Annotated in this window: 15 protein-coding genes and 1 tRNA gene; 4 read left to right on the plus strand and 12 right to left on the minus strand. The window is 63.5% G+C overall.

Annotation, left to right across the window (positions count from 1 at the left end; translation table 11 throughout):
- Positions 1–10 precede the first annotated feature (10 nt).
- The 5 genes from AC04PH_RS05010 to AC04PH_RS05030 all read right to left on the minus strand — a co-directional run bounded on the left by AC04PH_RS05010 (position 11) and on the right by AC04PH_RS05030 (position 4,637).
- Positions 11–85, minus strand: a tRNA-Gln gene (locus AC04PH_RS05010).
- Between the two features lie 62 nt (positions 86–147).
- On the minus strand, positions 148–1,455 hold the full coding sequence (locus AC04PH_RS05015) for a mechanosensitive ion channel domain-containing protein (RefSeq protein ID WP_483064643.1): 1,308 nt from the start codon (positions 1,453–1,455) through the stop codon (positions 148–150).
- A 71-nt stretch (positions 1,456–1,526) separates the two neighbouring features.
- On the minus strand, positions 1,527–2,360 hold the full coding sequence (kdsA, locus tag AC04PH_RS05020; RefSeq protein WP_483064644.1) for a 3-deoxy-8-phosphooctulonate synthase: 834 nt from the start codon (positions 2,358–2,360) through the stop codon (positions 1,527–1,529).
- Positions 2,360–4,000, minus strand: a complete 1,641-nt coding sequence (locus AC04PH_RS05025) for a KpsE/RkpR family capsule polysaccharide export protein (RefSeq protein ID WP_483064645.1) — start codon at positions 3,998–4,000, stop codon at positions 2,360–2,362. Before AC04PH_RS05025 ends, kdsA begins: the two co-directional genes overlap by 1 nt.
- Complete coding sequence (locus AC04PH_RS05030) at positions 3,984–4,637, minus strand: ABC transporter ATP-binding protein (protein WP_483064646.1); 654 nt, start codon at positions 4,635–4,637, stop codon at positions 3,984–3,986. The genes AC04PH_RS05025 and AC04PH_RS05030 overlap by 17 nt, the downstream gene beginning before the upstream one ends.
- Positions 4,638–4,850: 213 nt before the next feature.
- Between AC04PH_RS05030 and AC04PH_RS05035 the strand changes: the two genes are divergently transcribed.
- Together AC04PH_RS05035 and AC04PH_RS05040 are read left to right on the plus strand one after the other, a co-directional pair.
- A complete protein-coding gene (locus AC04PH_RS05035; RefSeq protein ID WP_483064647.1) occupies positions 4,851–5,429 on the plus strand; it encodes a uracil-DNA glycosylase family protein in 579 nt (192 codons plus the stop codon).
- Positions 5,426–6,202: an SseB family protein gene (locus tag AC04PH_RS05040; protein ID WP_483064648.1), complete on the plus strand. Its 777-nt coding sequence runs from the start codon at positions 5,426–5,428 to the stop codon at positions 6,200–6,202. The genes AC04PH_RS05035 and AC04PH_RS05040 overlap by 4 nt, the downstream gene beginning before the upstream one ends.
- A gap of 80 nt (positions 6,203–6,282) precedes the next feature.
- Here AC04PH_RS05040 and AC04PH_RS05045 read toward each other — a convergent pair whose 3' ends face one another.
- The 7 genes from AC04PH_RS05045 to AC04PH_RS05075 form a co-directional block, all read right to left on the minus strand.
- Entirely contained in the window at positions 6,283–7,212 is a 930-nt protein-coding gene (locus AC04PH_RS05045) for a 2-hydroxyacid dehydrogenase (protein WP_483064649.1), read from the minus strand.
- A complete protein-coding gene (rodA, locus tag AC04PH_RS05050; protein ID WP_483064650.1) occupies positions 7,209–8,348 on the minus strand; it encodes a rod shape-determining protein RodA in 1,140 nt (379 codons plus the stop codon). The genes AC04PH_RS05045 and rodA overlap by 4 nt, the downstream gene beginning before the upstream one ends.
- 3 nt (positions 8,349–8,351) lie before the next feature.
- Complete coding sequence (gene mrdA / locus AC04PH_RS05055; protein WP_483064651.1) at positions 8,352–10,295, minus strand: penicillin-binding protein 2; 1,944 nt, start codon at positions 10,293–10,295, stop codon at positions 8,352–8,354.
- On the minus strand, positions 10,292–10,831 hold the full coding sequence (locus AC04PH_RS05060) for a rod shape-determining protein MreD (protein WP_483064652.1): 540 nt from the start codon (positions 10,829–10,831) through the stop codon (positions 10,292–10,294). Before AC04PH_RS05060 ends, mrdA begins: the two co-directional genes overlap by 4 nt.
- Entirely contained in the window at positions 10,824–11,747 is a 924-nt protein-coding gene (gene mreC / locus AC04PH_RS05065; RefSeq protein WP_483064653.1) for a rod shape-determining protein MreC, read from the minus strand. Before mreC ends, AC04PH_RS05060 begins: the two co-directional genes overlap by 8 nt.
- A gap of 29 nt (positions 11,748–11,776) precedes the next feature.
- Positions 11,777–12,814, minus strand: a complete 1,038-nt coding sequence (locus tag AC04PH_RS05070) for a rod shape-determining protein (protein ID WP_483064654.1) — start codon at positions 12,812–12,814, stop codon at positions 11,777–11,779.
- A 213-nt stretch (positions 12,815–13,027) separates the two neighbouring features.
- Positions 13,028–14,584 (minus strand): 2-isopropylmalate synthase, encoded by a 1,557-nt coding sequence (locus tag AC04PH_RS05075; protein WP_483064655.1) that lies wholly within the window; start codon positions 14,582–14,584, stop codon positions 13,028–13,030.
- A gap of 276 nt (positions 14,585–14,860) precedes the next feature.
- On the opposite strand from AC04PH_RS05075, the gene AC04PH_RS05080 reads away from it, so the two are divergent.
- Together AC04PH_RS05080 and AC04PH_RS05085 are read left to right on the plus strand one after the other, a co-directional pair.
- Positions 14,861–15,523 carry an SDR family NAD(P)-dependent oxidoreductase gene (locus tag AC04PH_RS05080; RefSeq protein WP_483064656.1) on the plus strand — a complete coding sequence of 221 codons (663 nt, stop codon included), beginning with the start codon at positions 14,861–14,863 and terminating at the stop codon, positions 15,521–15,523.
- On the plus strand, positions 15,517–17,043 hold the full coding sequence (locus AC04PH_RS05085; protein ID WP_483064657.1) for a cryptochrome/photolyase family protein: 1,527 nt from the start codon (positions 15,517–15,519) through the stop codon (positions 17,041–17,043). Before AC04PH_RS05080 ends, AC04PH_RS05085 begins: the two co-directional genes overlap by 7 nt.
- Positions 17,044–17,059 lie beyond the last annotated feature (16 nt).

Genomic DNA, 17,059 nt, shown 5'->3' on the forward strand with positions numbered 1-17,059 from the left:
ACCGATTTGCTGGCTGGGATGGTAGGATTCGAACCTACGGTACACTGTACCAAAAACAGTTGCCTTACCACTTGGCTACATCCCAGCAGCGACGCATCAGATACTTGGATCAAACCGGACGATCAAGCCCAAATCCGGCAAATATCCTCATTCTTTCTGGGCTTCCTTGCGCAGCAAATCCTCGTTGCTTTCGGCACCGCGCTCCGCCTCGATGATCCGGTCGAGGGCTTCGTCGGCCTTGGCCGTGACGGTTTCCACATCGCTGCTTTCGAGCGGTTTTTCACGGGGTTTGCGGCGCGAAGTGGGGGCATCCGGCGCATCGCCCTCCAGAATGATGACCTGTTCCGATCCGGTCAGGTCGATCTCGGCCTTCTTCAACGCCAGCTTGACCTGACGGATCGCCTCGCCCTTCGACAGCACGAGTGACGAGGCGTTCTGGTCGATCCAGCCGGTGACCACCAGTTCGACGCTGGCGGTATCGACGCTTTCGATCCAGGTCTGCGCTGCAGGCACGTCCAGCACGAACGGCAGGCCCTGCACCGTCTGCTCGATCAGCGCGCGGGTCTCGTGCAGATCCTCGGTCCGGTCGACGAGCAGTGTGAACATGAACCGCCGTTCGGCGTTCTGTGAAAAGTTGATGATCCGGCTTTTGAACACTGTCGCATTGGGGATGCGGATGTGGTTGCCGTCAAACGACAGCAGGATCGTGGCGCGGCTGGTCAGGCGGATCACCTTGCCCTGATCGCCGTTGATCTCCACCGTGTCGTTGGGCCGGAACGGCTGGCGGATCGACAGCATGACCGAGGCGATATAATTTTCCACCGTGTCGCGTACCGCGAAACCCAGCGCCAGACCGATGATACCGGCAGCCCCCAGAATGGTCGACAAAAGTGCCGTGGCGTTCAGGATATCCAGCGCGACCACGATCGCGCCGATCACGAAAAGGATACGCACGAATTGGCGATAAAGCTCTGCGATGAAGGCGTTTGGTGCCAGTCTGTCCCAGGGCTGTTTTGCCCGTGCGATCCGCATCCCGATCAGGATGATCACCAGCGCCACGACGCCGGAAATCAGCGCCAGCGGCAGGAAGATGATGAATTGGTCGATCCGGGTGCGGAACCGTTCCATCGCCGGGTTCAGCCGTTCGCGGATATCCGTGGTTTCCGTCACCTCGTTCTTGACGGCGACGACACCTTGCACCCGGTTGGCGAGCGGGTTGAGCTCCGCCGCCTCGATCATCGACGTGGCGGTGCCGCGGAAGGTCACGATACCCTCGCTGACGGTGACGGTGACATCGCCGTAGTCGCCCAGTTCTTCCAGAATGTCGCGGATGCGCACAGCGATATCGGCGTCCTGCTGGGCGCTGTTGCCGGTGGCGATCGGGCCATCGGCCTCTTGTGCCGTGGCGGGCAGGGCGAGCGTGAAGAGCAGGGCAATCAGGGTCAGAAATCGCATGGGGCCGTCAAATGGTTGCTGAAATTTCAGCAACCTTAGCCGCACGCCCCGCGCCGGTCCATCGCGGATTGTCAGACGCGCAGCGGGTCCGCCTTGGCCAGCGCGTCGAATGCCATCAGGCTGTCGATCAGCTTACCCATGCGGTCGAGCGGGATCATGTTCGGCCCGTCCGACGGGGCCGTGTCCGGGGCCTCGTGCGTTTCGATGAACACCGCCGCGATGCCTAGCGATACCGCCGCCCGCGCCATCACAGGCGCGAATTCGCGCTGCCCGCCGGAACTGCCGCCCTGTCCGCCGGGCTGTTGCACGGAATGTGTTGCGTCCATCACCACCGGGTAGCCGGTCTTGGCCATCGTCGGCAGCGACCGCATGTCGGCCACCAGCGTGTTATAGCCGAACGACGCGCCGCGTTCGGTCAGCAAAATCCGCGTATTGCCGGTGCTTTCGATCTTGGCCACGACATTGGGCATGTCCCAGGGGGCCAGAAACTGCCCCTTCTTGACGTTGATCGCCGCACCGGTTTCACCTGCCGCCAGCAGCAGGTCAGTCTGCCGGCACAGGAACGCGGGGATTTGCAGGATGTCGCAGACCTCGGCCACGGTCGCGCATTGACGGGGCCCATGCACGTCCGTCAGCACAGGACAACCGATGCCGTCCTTCACCGCCTGCATCACCTTCAGCCCCTCGTCCATGCCCAGCCCGCGCACCCCGTCGACGGATGTGCGGTTGGCCTTGTCATAACTGCCCTTGAACACGAACTGCGCGCCTGCCGCGCGGCAGACCTCTGCCATATGCCCCGCGATCATCTGGGCGTGATCCAGGCTTTCCAACTGGCACGGCCCTGCGATCACGGTCAGGGGCCGGTCGTTGGAAACGGTCAGATCACCGACCGCGACGTCGCGCATCACGATGTCACCTGCTCGCGCAGGATCGACGCGGTGAGAGAGATCATCAGATAGACCCCCGAAAAGATCAGGAACGCCAAGAGCGTGTTTTCGAACGCGCGCGGATAGGTCGCCTCGTCCGGGGCGACGGGTTCCACCCCCAGCGAAAGATAACGCACCTGCCGGTTCGCCTCGATCTGGGCGGCTTCCATCTGGGTCTGTGCGGTCTGCAGCATCAGAAGTTCGGTCTGGTAGTTCTCCTCCGCCTTGCGCAATTCAGCGGTGATATTGGCGAGTGTGCCGCTCTGCCCCGTGGTCGACGCAAGCTGCGAACGCAGGTTGTCGATACTTTCGTCCAGCCGTCCGATGGCTGCGCGTGCCTGATTGACCCGCGTCTCGTTCGGACGGATGTTGTCCAGCAGGCTTTGCAGTTCCAGTTCGCGGGTGTCGCGCTCGATCTCCAGGTTCGTGATCCGCTGCAGCAACGCGCCGCTTTCGCTCACCGGGTCCAGTATTTCGCTTTGCGCCTGCAGTTCCGTCAGCCGGTCCAGCGCCTCGGCCCGGCGGCGCTGCGCGCTTTCGAAACTCTGCGTGGCCCCGGCCATCTGGTCCTCGCGCAAACGACGGGTCAGTTGATCGACCTGCTCCTCGGCATAGCCGATCAGGGCTTCGGAGAATTCCTGGCTGGTGTCGGGATCGGCAGCGATCACTTCCATCCGCAGGATGCCCTCGGTCGGGTCATAGCTGATCTTGACCATATCCTCGTAGATGCCGAACGCCTCTTCGTTGGTAGCGCCGGGTTCGAGCCGCTGGATCGGGTCGATATTTTCGCCGCTGAAATGCGCCTTGAAATCGTGGTCCTCGTCCAGCCGCTGCATCGCGGCGCGTGACGCCAGATAGGACTGCACCGTGATGCTGTCCTGCTGCGTGGCCATGCCGGTGCCCTGGAACAGGCCGCCGAAATTGCCGCCACCGGTGGCACTGTCCGCCTGCTGGATCACGAATTCGGATTTCGTGGCGAACATCGGCGTCGCCATGACGTAGAAATACCAGCCGACCGCAATGGTCGGCAGAAAGACGAAGGCCGACAGCCGCGTCATCAGCAGGAACAACCGGCGGCGCCGGCGTTTCGCCAGATCGCGCTGGATTTTCATGATCTCGCTCGCGCGGTCCGGCGGTGTCGGGGCGGCCCGTTCGGTCGACGGCAGGTTGTTGCCTTGCTGCGGAACGGTTTGCGGCAACTGGATACGTCCCAGTTCCGCCTTGCCATCGGCACGCTTTGCCCCCGCCGCTGCGGCGGCACCTGCCTCGGGTGTGACAAGCTCGAGGATCGTGTTGCGCTGGAACGGGTCGATGCCCGCCGCGCGCAACTGGCGCACCGCGTCGAAATCTGATGTGACCGCCAGTCCGTTCTTCTGTGCCACCCGCCGCGCCATGCGCAGCTGGCGGCCAGTCAGCCCTTCCTTGCGGATATCGTCGAGCGATGTTTCGGCGGCGACCTGTGCCGCGCTGCTCACATTGGCGCTTGCGGCGGCACCGCCTGCGGCGACCCGGCGCTGCGGCTCTGCCTGTGTAACGACGTCGGGCTGTGCGGACGCATCGGCCCCCATCGACGCGCCGCGCCGCACGCGGAACTTCTTTGCCTTAGGCTTGGTAGTCATAAAGCTGCTTGGCCTCTTCCAGAGTGTCGAACATATGCAGGTGCCCATCGCGCAGTACGGCGGCGGAGCGGGCGAACCGTTCCAGCGTGGCCGCCTGATGCGATACGATGATCACGGTCGTGTTCTCCAGTCGCTCGCGCAGGATTTCGCCTGCCTTTTTGTTGAAATCGGCATCCATGGTCTGCGGCATACCCTCGTCGATCAGGTATATATCAAAATCCAGTGCCAACATTAGGGAGAAATTGAGGCGCGCGCGCATCCCCTGGCTGTAGGTGCCCACCGGCATGTCGAAATATTCCTCCAACCCGCAGAGCCAGCGGCAGAATGCCTCGATGTAATCGGGGTCGAGCCCGTAGAGCCGCGCGACATAGCGTGTGTTTTCCTTGGCCGTGTGCCGCCCCACAAGCCCGCCCATGAACCCCAGCGGAAAGGAGATCCTGCAGGCACGGGTGATCGTGCCCTCGTCGGGTTTCTCCAGGCCCGCCATCATGTTGATCAGCGTCGTCTTGCCGGTGCCGTTGGGGGCCAGAATGCCCAGCGAATGCCCGATCTCCACACGAAACGACACGCGGTCAAGGATCACCTTGCGCTGTTTGCCTGTCCAGAAGGACTTGCTGACGTTTGCGAATTCCAACATATGGCTGTGTCGTCTCGGTTTGCTGCTCGGGTTTCAGGTGGGGCCGAGCCTGCATATCTGCAATAGGTTAACGACCGCCCCGCAGGATCACCCCTTTGGTTTTATTACCCCTATTTGCGCGAAAAGCCGCCCCGGTCTCAATGCAAAACCGCGTGTGGTCCGGGTTTGTCGCGACCTGTGGCCAGAATACGAAGGCTGCACTACATCAGGGGCATGACCCTGCAGGATGACATTCGCGCGTGCCGCATCTGCGCCGACCGCTTTGCCCAGACGGCGACCCGCCACAGCCCGCGCCCGATCGCCTGGTTCGACGGACCGCCGCGAATCCTGATCGCGGGGCAGGCGCCGGGCATGCGCGTGCACGAGGCGCAGACCCCGTTCTGGGATCGCTCCGGCGACCGGCTCCGCGACTGGCTGGGCTTGGACAGTGACACGTTCTACGACCGCGACAGGGTCGCCATCCTGCCCATGGCCTTCTGCTTTCCCGGCTACAACGCGGCGGGGTCAGACCTACCGCCGCCCCGCATTTGCGCCGATACATGGCGCGTCCGGGCGCTGGCGCATCTGGGAGACGTGCCGCTGACCGTGCTGATCGGCGGCTATGCGCAGAAATGGCATCTGGGCGGCAGGATGGGCGTGACCGACCGCGTCGCCGCCTGGCGCGATCATGCGCCGCGCGTCTTTTGCTTGCCACACCCGTCGTGGCGCAATACCGGGTGGCTGAAGAAAAACCCTTGGTTCGAAACCGACGTGCTGCCCGCCCTGCGGACCCGCGTGAAAGAGGTGCTATGACCGATCTCGACACCGCCCATGCCGCAATGCAAAGCGCCCCGGATGACGACGCGGCGCGCCTGCGGTTCTACGAACGGCTGGCCGATACGGAGTTGTTTCTGCTGCTGGCGGGTGAACCCGAGGGCGCGGAAATCACACCGGAACTCTTTGACATCGAGGATCGCCAATTCGTTCTTGTTTTCGACCGCGAGGAACGCCTGTCCGAATTCACCGGCCGCACCGTGCCCTACGCCGGGCTGCCGGGGCGGGCGCTGGCGCAGATGCTGGCGGGCCAGCAGATTGGTTTGGCGCTGAACCTGCAGGTCGCCCCCTCCGCCATGCTGATCCCCGGCGAGGGCATTGACTGGCTGGTCGCAACACTCGCTCACGGTCCCGAACAGTCCGAAGCGCGGATACTTGAATTCACGAAACCGGCGGGCTTGCCTGAAGAGGTCGTCACGGGTCTCGACCGCAAACTTGCCATCGCAGCCGGTCTGGCCCGCTTTGCCTTTCTGGCGGGGGCCGTGCACGACAGCGGGATGAAGGGCCACGTGCTGGCATTTGTCGATGCTGTGGACGACTCGGAACAGGCACTGGCCAATGCCGCGAGCGAGGCGCTGACCTTTTCGGGGATCGAGGCCGGCGCGATGGACGTAATTTTCATCAAGGCGAGCGATCCGGTCGCCGCGCATCTGGCCAAGGTCGGCTTGCGGTTCGATCTGCCGGAGCCAAAGTCGCCCAAGGCCCCGGGCGCACCCGGTATGGATCCGGACAAGCCACCGAAACTGCGATAGCAGTTGACTTCGCCCGGCTTGCCCGCGGTCGTGGGCTGCCCTATGCGATCATACGGCAAACCGACTGCAAGCCGCCATCTCTAATACCCCGCGTCCCGGTCCACCCGGTGCCGCAAAGGCTCCCCGCGCTCCACCCGCGCGATATTCTCCGCGATCACTTGCGATGCGCTGTCCGCCCGCGTGGTCGACGCGATATGCGGCGTGACCGTCACTTTCGGATGCGCCCAGAAAGGATGATCTCCCGGCAGCGGCTCCACCCGGAACACATCGAGCGTGGCATGGTCCACCTGTCCGCTGTCCAACGCCGCCAGCAGGGCCGCGTCGTCGATCAGCGGTCCGCGTCCGGGGTTGATGATGGCGGCCCCGCGCGGCAGCAGCGCCAGTGCGTCGGCATCCAGCACATTCTCCGTCGCATCGGTCAGCGGCAGCAACAGCACGACGATCTCCGCTGCGCGCAGCGCGTCGCCGAAACCCTCCGGCCCATGCAGACAGCGCACCGCGTCGACCTGTTTCGCCGTCCGGCTCCACCCCGTCACCGGAAAGCCCAGACCGGCCAACGCCTGCGCGCAGGCCGCCCCCAATGCGCCAAGCCCAAGAATTGTTACCGGTCGGTCACGGGCCAGCGGTGGCGGCGTATCGTCCCAGACATGACCGGAGTTCACGATATGGGCGTCCATTCCCAGATGGTGCCGCAGCACATGCCCCGTGACCCATTCCACCATGCCGCGCGTCAGACCGTCATCGACCATGCGCGCCAACGGCTGCGTCAGCGTCTCGTTGCCCACGATATTTTCCACGCCGGCCCACAACCCCAGCACCGCTTTTGTGCGCACATAGGGCGTGAAATCGGACATCGGACCATTGGACGCAAAGACGATGTAATCGACATCGGCGGGCGCAAAATCCCGGCCAAGCGCGGCCTGCAAACCATGATCGGCAAAGGCCTTGCGCAGGGGGGCTTCATACTCAGGCCAGCGGTCGTCCCGCGCGGAAAACAGGACGTTGATCATCGTGGCCGGTGCACATGCGCGCTTTGCACGAGGCCAAAGCCGATCAGCAAGACCAGCATCGCCGACCCGCCGTAGCTGACCAGCGGCAGCGGTACGCCCACGACCGGGGCCAGCCCTGTCACCATCGCCATGTTCACCGCGAAATAGAGGAAGAACGCCGTCGCGATCCCAAGCGTCAGCAGAGAGGCGAACCGGTCCTTGTTAGCGATGGCCGACACGATGCAGAACCCCACGATCAGCACGTAAAGCGTCAGCAGGGCCGAGGCCCCGATGAACCCGAATTCCTCGGCCAGCGTGGTAAAGATGAAGTCGGTGTGTTTTTCAGGCAGGAAGTTCAGCCGCGACTGCGTGCCCTGCATGAACCCGCGCCCGGTCCAGCCACCGGACCCGAATGCGATCTTGGCCTGCGTGATGTGATATCCGGCGCCCAGCGGATCGTTCGACGGGTCCAGAAACGTGTCGATCCGGCGATACTGGTAATCCTTGAGGATCTGCCACGTGGTCCCACGCGATTCGAACACCGCCACGATCACACCGACACCCGCGGCGATCACGGTGGCGAAATAGGCCCAGTGCACCCCGGCAAAAAACATCATCGCGGCCCCACCCACCAGCAGCAGCAGCGACGTGCCAAGGTCCGGCTGGTTCAGTACCATATAGGTTGGTGCCAAGATCATCAGCACGGGGATCGCGACCCACAAAGGGCGCGAGGTCTTCTTGCGCGGCAGCCAGTCGTAATAGGCCGCCAGCAGCATCACCAGCGTGATCTTCATCACCTCCGATGGTTGCAGGTCCATCGGGCCAAGGTCGAGCCAGCGTTGCGATCCGTTCCGCTCCACGCCCACGAACTCCACCGCGATCAGCAGCAGGATGGCGGTGCCATAGGCCACCACGGCCATGTTGCGCCAGAACCAGATCGGGGCCATCGCCACGATCAGCATCAGCGCCATGCCGAGTGCGAAACGCTCGATCTGCGTGGTCATCCACGGCTCCGTCGATCCGCCGGCGACGGAATAAAGCATCATGAACCCGGCACAGGCCACTGCCGTCAGCAGGATGATGACCGGCCAGTTGAGGTACATCAGCTTGCGAAAGCCGGTCGGCACGTATTTAGCGTTATGGGCGAGATAGCTCATGACCTACGCCCGGTCCTGCGTGGTGGCACCGTCGGCGATCATCTCGCTGATCCGCCGCTGTTGTGTTTCGATCCGGCCACGCACTTCGGACGGATAGGCAGACAGCGGCGGGGTGCCGTCATAAAGCGCCTGCAAGGTGATGTCGCGGGCGATCGGGGCCGCCGCGGTCGATCCGCCGCCACCATGTTCCACGATCACGGCCACCGCGAAGCGCGGGTTTTCCACCGGGGCGAAGTTGACGAACAGCGCATGATCGCGCCGTTCCCACGGCAGATCGGCGTTGCTGGTGACACCGCGCTGGCGTTCCTCCGCCGTGATCCGGCGCACCTGGCTGGTGCCGGTCTTGCCCGCCATCCGCATCTCGCTCGGCACGATCCGGGCGTTACGATAGGCCGTGCCGCGGGAATGGTTGGCCACCGCCGACATCGCCTCGCGGATACGGCGCATCATGTTCTCGTTGATATCCAGCTTTTCGCCGATCCCGCTGGGCTGTTCGATCCCGTCGACGGTTTTTACCAGACGCGGGTTCACTTCGTGCCCCGTCGCCAGCCGTGCCGCCATCACCGCCAGCTGCAGCGGCGAGGCCAGCACATAGCCCTGACCGATAGAGGCGTTGACCGTATCGCCGATCCGCCAGTCCTCGCCGCGCACTTCGGTCTTCCAGGCCTTGTCGGGGGCCAGCCCGCTGGCGACCGCCGACAGTGGCACGTCATGTCGGATGCCCAGCCCCAGCTTGCGGGCCATCGCGGCGATCTTGTCGATGCCGACGCGCTGCGAGATTTCGTAGTAATAACAGTCGCAGGACTGCTTGAGACTTTCGTGCAGGTTCATATTGCCGTGGCCCGCGCGCTTCCAGCAATGGAACCGCGTGCCGAACACTTCCACGAACCCGGGGCAATAGACGGTTTCCTCCGGCGTCACCACGCCGTCTTCAAGGGCCGCCAGCGCCGTGACCATCTTGAACGTCGAGCCCGGCGGATAGATGCCCTGCACCGCCTTGGCGGCCAGCGGGCGATATTTGTTCTCGTTCAGGTCGGTCCAGTCCTTGACCGAAATCCCGCGCACGAAAAGGTTCGGGTCGAACGTCGGGGCCGAGGCCACGGCGCGCAGATCGCCGTTTTCGAGGTCGATCACCACAGCCCCGGCGCTTTCGCCGTCCAGCCGCGCCTGCACATAGCTTTGCAGCCGCGCGTCGATGGTCAGTTGCACATCCGCGCCGCTGACACCTTCCTGCCGGTCCAGCTCGCGCATCACACGCCCGATGGCATTCACCTCGATCCGCTTGGTGCCCGCCGACCCGCGTAACAATCGCTCCAGCTTGTTTTCCGCGCCGGTCTTGCCGATCTGGAACTTCGGGATCTGCAACAGCGGGTCCTGATCGTCGATCCGGCTCAGATCATAGTCACTGACCGGCCCGACATAGCCCACCACATGCGCCATATCCGCCCCCCAGGGGTAGGCGCGGCTCAGCCCGACCTCGGCAGTGATGCCGGGCAGGGCAGGCGCGTTGAGGTTGATGCGCGCCATGTCCTCCCAAGTCATCCGGTCCGCGATGGTCACCGGCACGAAGGGCGAACGGCGCATGATCTCCTCGCGGGCCTTGGCCAGCACGTCGGGGTCGATGTAGACAAGTTCCGTCAACCGGGCGAGCACGTCGTCGACATCGCCCGCGTCCTCGCGCACCATGACGACCCGGTAATTCTGCTCGTTTTCGGCCAGCGCCCGGCCGTTGCGGTCGAATATCAGGCCGCGCGCGGGTGGTATCAGGCGGATGTTGATGCGGTTCTCCTCGGCCAGCAGGCGAAACTGATCGGCCTGTTCCACCTGCATCGACTGCATCCGGTAACCCAGCGCGCCCACGACACCCAGCTGCACCGTGCCCATCAACAGGGCACGACGGGTGATCTTGCGGGCGCTGTCGCCGTTTTCCTTGACCATACGTCTCATAGACGGTGCCCCAGACTGTTGGTTTGCCCCGGTGACGGGCGCGCGATGCCGAACACGAACTGCGCCACGATCAGGACAAGCGGATAGACGAGGATCGTCATGATCATCTGGATCAGCGTCAGCCCCAGCGGCGCCTGCGGCGTCATCACGATTGCAAGGATGACACGATTCGCGACCGTGATACCAACGATGCCCGCAGCCACGGCCCCCCATTCAAACGCAAAGGGAATATTGCGCATGCGCAGCGCGCGCGCACGCAAAATTTCCGTGAGGATCACGACAAGCGCGGTCCAAAGCCCCGGCGGTCGCTGAAACAGCATATCGGTCGTCACGAAAATCACCGCCACGACAGTAACCGGAACAAGTTCGGGCCGTCGTGACACCCAGGCCAGCGTGCAGGCCAGCAGCAGATCGGGGGCCGCCCATTGGCCCGGCACCGTGTTCAGTGGCAAAAGCTGCAGAAACACGATGGCCAGCGCCAGCGCCACAAAGGCGAGCCGCCCCAGCACGATCTGCGCCGTCGGACGTTCAGCCATCGGCAGCCTCCGTTGCGGCGGCTGTGTCCTCTTCCACGACCGGCGGCGGCGTCACACCACCCTCGGGCACCAGCAGGCCGCCGGGATCGCTGATCACCTCGTGCGGCTGCGCGCGCAGCACCCGCAGAAACTCCAGCCGCCCGTAATCCGCCGACAGCCGCACCCGCAGCCGCCGGTCGTTGCCGAGCGCGACCTGACCCACCTGCAGATCGGCGGGAAACACCCCGCCGTCGCCCGATGTGACCACCCGGTCGCCGGGGCGCACCAGATCGGCGTTTTCCAGAAACTCGATGGGCGGGTTCAGCGTGTTGTCGCCCGCAAGAATCGCCTTCTGCCCGCTGGGCTGGATCGTCACGGGAATCCGGCTCGACGTATCGGTCAGAAGGATAACGCGGCTCGTATCCTGCCCGACACCCGCGATCCGGCCCACAATGCCGATCCCGTCCATCGTGGGCCAGCCGTCGATGATCCCGTCGCGCGCGCCGACATTCAGCAGCACCGATTGACGGAAGGGCGATCCGCTGTCGGTAATCACCACACCGGTGACATAGGTCAGCTGCGGGTCGATCTGCACGTTGTTCAGCCCCAGCAGCTTGGCGTTTTCCTGCTCAAGCTGCAACGCGGCCTCTTTCCAGGCCTTCATTTGCTGCAATTCGCGGCGCAGATCGGCGTTTTGCGCGGCAAGCTGCTGATATGACCGGAAATCCGCCACCAGATTGACGATACCTGTCACCGGCGCCATGGCCCAGTCGAACGACGGCACGACCTGGTCGATCACCGCGGCGCGGAACCGTTCCACGCGCGGGCTGTCGATCCGCCAGACGATGAAAACCGCCAGCAGCACAAGAACAAGCAACCCGACCAGCAATCTGCGGATCGGGCCTGTATAGTTCTGTGATGTGCGTTCACGGGCCAAGGCGCTGCCTTACCTCCGGTCTGGGGACATTAGCTGTCGTAGTCTATCACATGACGCAGTTGTTTTTCATATTCCAATGCTTTGCCGGTGCCGAGCGCGACGCAATTCAGGCTTTCGTCGGCCACAGAAATGGCCAGCCCGGTCTGTTCGCGCAGCGCCAGATCGAGCTGGCCGAGAAGCGCACCGCCCCCCGTCAGCATCACGCCACGGTCGACGATATCGGCCGCAAGATCGGGCGGCGTGGCCTCCAGCGCCGTCATCACCGCCTCGCAGATTTGCTGCACCGGTTCGGCAAGCGCCTCGGCCACCTGCGCCTGGCTGATATCGGTTTCCTTGGGCACGCCGTTCAGCAGGTCACGCCCGCGGATCTGCATCGACGACCCGCGTCCGTCGTCGGGCATCCGCGCCGTGCCGATAGAGGTCTTGATCCGCTCCGCCGTGCTGTCGCCGATCAACAGGTTATGCTGGCGGCGCAGGTAGTTGACGATGGCCTCGTCCATCCGGTCGCCGCCGACGCGGACGGACCGCGCATAGACGATATCACCCAGCGACAGCACGGCAACCTCGGTCGTGCCGCCACCGATATCCACGACCATGTTGCCGGTCGGATCGGTGATCGGCATGCCGGCCCCGATGGCGGCGGCGATAGGCTCCGCGATCAGCCCGGCGCGGCGCGCACCGGCGGACAGGACCGACTGCCGGATCGCGCGCTTTTCGACCGGCGTGGCGCCGTGCGGAACGCAAACGATGATCTTCGGCTTTGAGAAGGTGGAGCGTTTGGCGACCTTGCGGATGAAATGCTTGATCATCTCTTCCGCCGTGTCGAAATCCGCGATCACCCCGTCGCGCATCGGACGGATCGCCTCGATGGACCCGGGCGTGCGGCCCAGCATCAGCTTGGCGTCTTCGCCCACGGCCAGAACCTTCTTCTGCCCGTCCTTCACATGATAGGCGACGACGGATGGCTCCGACAGGACGACGCCCTTGCCGCGCACGTAGACAAGCGTATTCGCCGTGCCGAGGTCGATCGCCATGTCCGACGAAAACAAACTTCCCCAAAAGGCCATTTTCCGACTTCCCGTTCCACAAATTCACACTGCCCCGCGACTCGCGGTCGGGGGCTGGGTTGGGGCCTTATAAGGTGTGGCGAGAGGGGAATGAAACCCCTTGTTTCTGGGCGCTGGGCGTCAATCCGCCGCTTGATTATTCCTGCTCACAACAGTCGAATTTTCGGGGTTCTGAGGTTGCAAAATTTCACTTTTGCAACCTCGGTGCACAGTCTAGCTGACGTCCTTGTAGCTGACGCCCTTGGTGTCGAAACCGACGCCGGACTGTTCGCGCCGCACCAGCAGACGGTTCAGCGCGTTGATATAGGCTTTCGCACTGGCCACCACGGTGTCGGTATCGGCCGACTGCCCGGTCGCGATCCGGCCGTCCTCTTCCATCCGCACCGATACCGTGGCCTGCGCATCCGTGCCTTCGGTCACCGCGCTCACCTGATAAAGCTGCAGCCGCGCCGCATGCTCGAACAGTGCCTTGACCGCGTTAAAGGTGGCATCCACCGGGCCGTCGCCCACGGCCTCGGTACTATGCGCCTCGCCGTCGATTTCCATCGTCATTTCGGCAGTCTGCGGGCCGTCGGTGCCGCAGACGACCTTCAGCGACAGCAGCTTCAGCCGGTCCTCGGCCCCCGAATTCTGATGCACCAGTGCCAGGATGTCGTCGTCGAACACTTCCTTTTTGCGGTCAGCCAGATCCTTGAACCGCACGAACAGGTCTTTCAGCTGGTTGTCCGCCATGTCGATGCCCATCGCCTCCAGCTTGGCGCGCAGGGCGGCCCGGCCCGAATGCTTGCCCAGCGGCAGCGACGTGCCCGACAGGCCCACATCCTCCGGGCGCATGATCTCGAAGGTTTCCTTGTTCTTCAGCATCCCGTCCTGATGGATGCCGCTTTCATGGGCAAAGGCGTTCTTGCCGACGATGGCCTTGTTGAACTGCACGGCAAAGCCCGACACCGTGGCGACCCGACGCGAGATGTTCATGATCTTGCGAGTGTCGATTTTCGTGTGGTAGGGCATGATATCGTCACGCACCTTCAGCGCCATCACGACCTCTTCCAGCGCGGTGTTGCCCGCGCGTTCGCCCAGCCCGTTGATCGTGCATTCGATCTGGCGCGCGCCACCTTCCACAGCGGCCAGCGAATTGGCCGTGGCCATGCCCAGATCGTTGTGGCAATGGGTGGCGAACACCACGTCTTCGGCTCCGTCGACCTCTGCGATCAGACGCCGGATCAGGTCGGCGCTTTCGCGCGGCGCTGTGTAGCCCACGGTGTCGGGAATGTTGATCGTGGTCGCCCCCGCCTTGATCGCGATGTCGATGGTGCGTTTCAGGAAATCCCATTCCGTGCGCGTCGCATCCATCGACGACCACTGCACGTTGTCGCACAGGTTGCGGGCGTGGGTGACGCACTCGTGGATACGCTCGGCCATCTCGTCCATCGTCAGGTTCGGGATCGCGCGGTGCAGCTCCGACGTGCCGATGAACGTGTGTATGCGGGGTGATTTGGCATGCTTCACGGCTTCCCAGCAGCGGTCGATATCCTTGAAGTTCGCGCGCGCCAGCCCGCAGATCGTGGCCGATTTCGCTTGCGCGGCAATCTCGGATACCGCCTTGAAATCCCCTTCGGAAGCGATGGGGAAGCCGGCCTCGATAATGTCGACGCCCATGTCGTCCAGAAGTTCCGCGATCTCCAGCTTTTCGGCGTGGGTCATGGTGGCACCGGGGGACTGCTCCCCGTCGCGCAGGGTGGTGTCGAAAATCAACACGTCGTTTGTCATTTGATTGATCCTTTGTTCCTTAGCATGTCATGGCGCGTTTCACCCTCTGAGCGGTCGCGCCGGATGGCACGCTCAGAGGCGGCTAAGGAGAAGCAGGTCGCAGCCAAGCAGCCCGAAACGGGCGGCGGTTGGGATATGTGCGACGGTGTTCATGGGCGCGACTATACCGACGCCGCGATTGATGGAAAGCATGTTTTTGCTACGCGGGGCGCGTAATTGCGAAAAAGCGGGGCGGAGCGTCTGGGCAACCCATCCGGCGGCACTAGTGTTTGGGCTATGGAAAAAGCACTGATACTGGGCGCGACCGGCGGCATCGGGTCGGCCATCGCAGAACATCTTGAGGGGCAGGGCGTCGCCGTCACCGGCTTGTCGCGCAAGGACGGGCTGGACGTGACGGATGCCGCTGCGGTCGACCGTGTGCTAAGTGTTATCGAAGGTCCGTTCGATCTGATCTTCGTGGCCATCGGCATCCTCGCCCCCGAGGGTGGTGCGCCTGAAAAATCGCTTTCCGCAGTCGAGCCGGGCGCCATGGCGCGGGTCATGGCCGTCAACGCGATCGGCCCCGTACTGATCCTGAAACACGCCGCCCGTCTGTTGCCCAAGGACGAACGCGGGATGGTTGCGGTGCTGTCCGCCCGCGTCGGATCCATCGGCGACAACGGGATCGGCGGCTGGTATTCCTACCGCGCGTCCAAGGCCGCGCTGAATCAGATCGTGCACGGTGCCGCTATCGAGTTGGGCCGGTCGCACAAGAAATCCATCTGCGTGGCATTGCATCCCGGCACCGTGGAAACACCGTTCACCACAGACTACGCGGGCCGCCACAAGACGGTGAAATCGGCGGAGGCGGCGGAAAACCTGATCTCTGTCCTCGCGGGCCTGACCCCCGACGACACCGGCAATTTCTACGACTACAGCGGCGCAAAGGTGCCGTGGTGAGGCTGGTTCTCGTTCTGGGCGATCAGCTGTCGGACAATCTCTCGGCGCTGCGCAAGTGCGATAAGGGTAATGATGTCGTCGTCATGGCAGAGGTTGCGGACGAGGCGACGTATGTAAGCCACCACCCCAAGAAGATCGCTTTTTGCTTCGCGGCCATGCGCAAATTCGCAGCGCGTCTGGAAGAGGACGGCTGGCAGGTCGCCTACACCCGGCTGGACGATCCCGGTAACGCAGGCTCCATCACCGGCGAGATCCTGCGCCGGGCCGAGGAATACGATGCCGCCGGCGTCGTCTATACCGAACCGGGCGAATGGCGACTGATCGAGGCGCTGGGCGACCTGCCGATCAAATCCCACAGCCTGCCCGACGATCGGTTCATCGCCACCCACGATGAATTCGACGCATGGGCCAAGGACCGCAAACAGCTGCGGATGGAGTATTTCTACCGCGACATGCGCCGCAAGACCGGCCTGCTGATGGATGGCGACGATCCCGAGGGCGGCAAGTGGAACTACGACCACGACAACCGCAAGGCCCCGCCCGCAGACGTGGATTACAACGGCCCTATGCGCTTCACCCCCGATGACACGGTGCAAGAGGTGCTGGACCTGGTGGCAGACCGCTTTGCCGATAATTTCGGCACCCTCGATGATTTCTGGTTCGCCACAGACGCGGGGCAAGCGCAACGCCACTTGACCCACTGGATCAAGAAGGGCCTGCCCAGCTTCGGCGATTATCAGGACGCCATGCTGACGGACGAGCCGTTCATGTTTCACGCGATCATCGGGCTTTACATCAACGCGGGCCTGCTGGACCCGCTGGAGGTCTGCAAGCAGGTCGAACAGGCCTACCGCGATGGCGACGCACCGCTAAACGCAACCGAAGGGTTCATCCGGCAGATCATCGGCTGGCGCGAATACATCCGCGGCATCTATTTCCACGAGGGGCCGGACTACACCCAACGCAATGAACTGGACCATTCCCGCAAGCTGCCCTGGCTCTATTGGGGCGGCGAGACAAAGATGCACTGCATGGCGCAGGCCGTCGCCCAGACGCGAGATGAGGCCTATGCCCACCACATCCAGCGCCTGATGATCACCGGCAACTTCGCCCTGCTGGCGGGGATCGACCCCGCACAGGTGCACGACTGGTATCTATGCGTTTATGCCGACGCCTACGAATGGGTGGAGGCCCCCAATACCATCGGCATGTCGCAATTCGCCGATGGCGGGATCATCGCGTCCAAACCCTATGTGTCGTCGGGCAATTACATCGACAAGATGTCGAACTACTGCACATCCTGCGTCTACAAGGTGAAGGACAAGACCGGCCCCGATGCCTGCCCCTTCAACCTGCTCTACTGGGATTTCCTCGTCCGGCACCGCGACCGGTTCGCAGGCAACAATCGCATGGGGCAGATGTACGCCACATGGGACAGGATGGACGATGACAAGAAGGCGACGATCCGCGAGGAGGCGGCGGAGTGGCTGGCACGTCTCGACGCGGGCGAAGTCGTCTGAAACGGGTCAAGTGCAG

It is taken from the genome of Yoonia sp. KMU-150 (assembly GCF_056858355.1).

What these genes read in the sequence shown, in the direction of transcription:
- AC04PH_RS05015 (WP_483064643.1), bottom strand. Translation starts at nt 1,455, where the DNA reads ATGCGATTTCTGACCCTGATTGCCCTGCTCTTCACGCTCGCCCTGCCC.
- kdsA (WP_483064644.1), bottom strand. Translation starts at nt 2,360, where the DNA reads ATGCGCGACGTCGCGGTCGGTGATCTGACCGTTTCCAACGACCGGCCC.
- AC04PH_RS05025 (WP_483064645.1), bottom strand. Translation starts at nt 4,000, where the DNA reads ATGACTACCAAGCCTAAGGCAAAGAAGTTCCGCGTGCGGCGCGGCGCG.
- AC04PH_RS05030 (WP_483064646.1), bottom strand. Translation starts at nt 4,637, where the DNA reads ATGTTGGAATTCGCAAACGTCAGCAAGTCCTTCTGGACAGGCAAACAG.
- AC04PH_RS05035 (WP_483064647.1), top strand. Translation starts at nt 4,851, where the DNA reads ATGACCCTGCAGGATGACATTCGCGCGTGCCGCATCTGCGCCGACCGC.
- AC04PH_RS05040 (WP_483064648.1), top strand. Translation starts at nt 5,426, where the DNA reads ATGACCGATCTCGACACCGCCCATGCCGCAATGCAAAGCGCCCCGGAT.
- AC04PH_RS05045 (WP_483064649.1), bottom strand. Translation starts at nt 7,212, where the DNA reads ATGATCAACGTCCTGTTTTCCGCGCGGGACGACCGCTGGCCTGAGTAT.
- rodA (WP_483064650.1), bottom strand. Translation starts at nt 8,348, where the DNA reads ATGAGCTATCTCGCCCATAACGCTAAATACGTGCCGACCGGCTTTCGC.
- mrdA (WP_483064651.1), bottom strand. Translation starts at nt 10,295, where the DNA reads ATGAGACGTATGGTCAAGGAAAACGGCGACAGCGCCCGCAAGATCACC.
- AC04PH_RS05060 (WP_483064652.1), bottom strand. Translation starts at nt 10,831, where the DNA reads ATGGCTGAACGTCCGACGGCGCAGATCGTGCTGGGGCGGCTCGCCTTT.
- AC04PH_RS05070 (WP_483064654.1), bottom strand. Translation starts at nt 12,814, where the DNA reads ATGGCCTTTTGGGGAAGTTTGTTTTCGTCGGACATGGCGATCGACCTC.
- AC04PH_RS05075 (WP_483064655.1), bottom strand. Translation starts at nt 14,584, where the DNA reads ATGACAAACGACGTGTTGATTTTCGACACCACCCTGCGCGACGGGGAG.
- AC04PH_RS05080 (WP_483064656.1), top strand. Translation starts at nt 14,861, where the DNA reads ATGGAAAAAGCACTGATACTGGGCGCGACCGGCGGCATCGGGTCGGCC.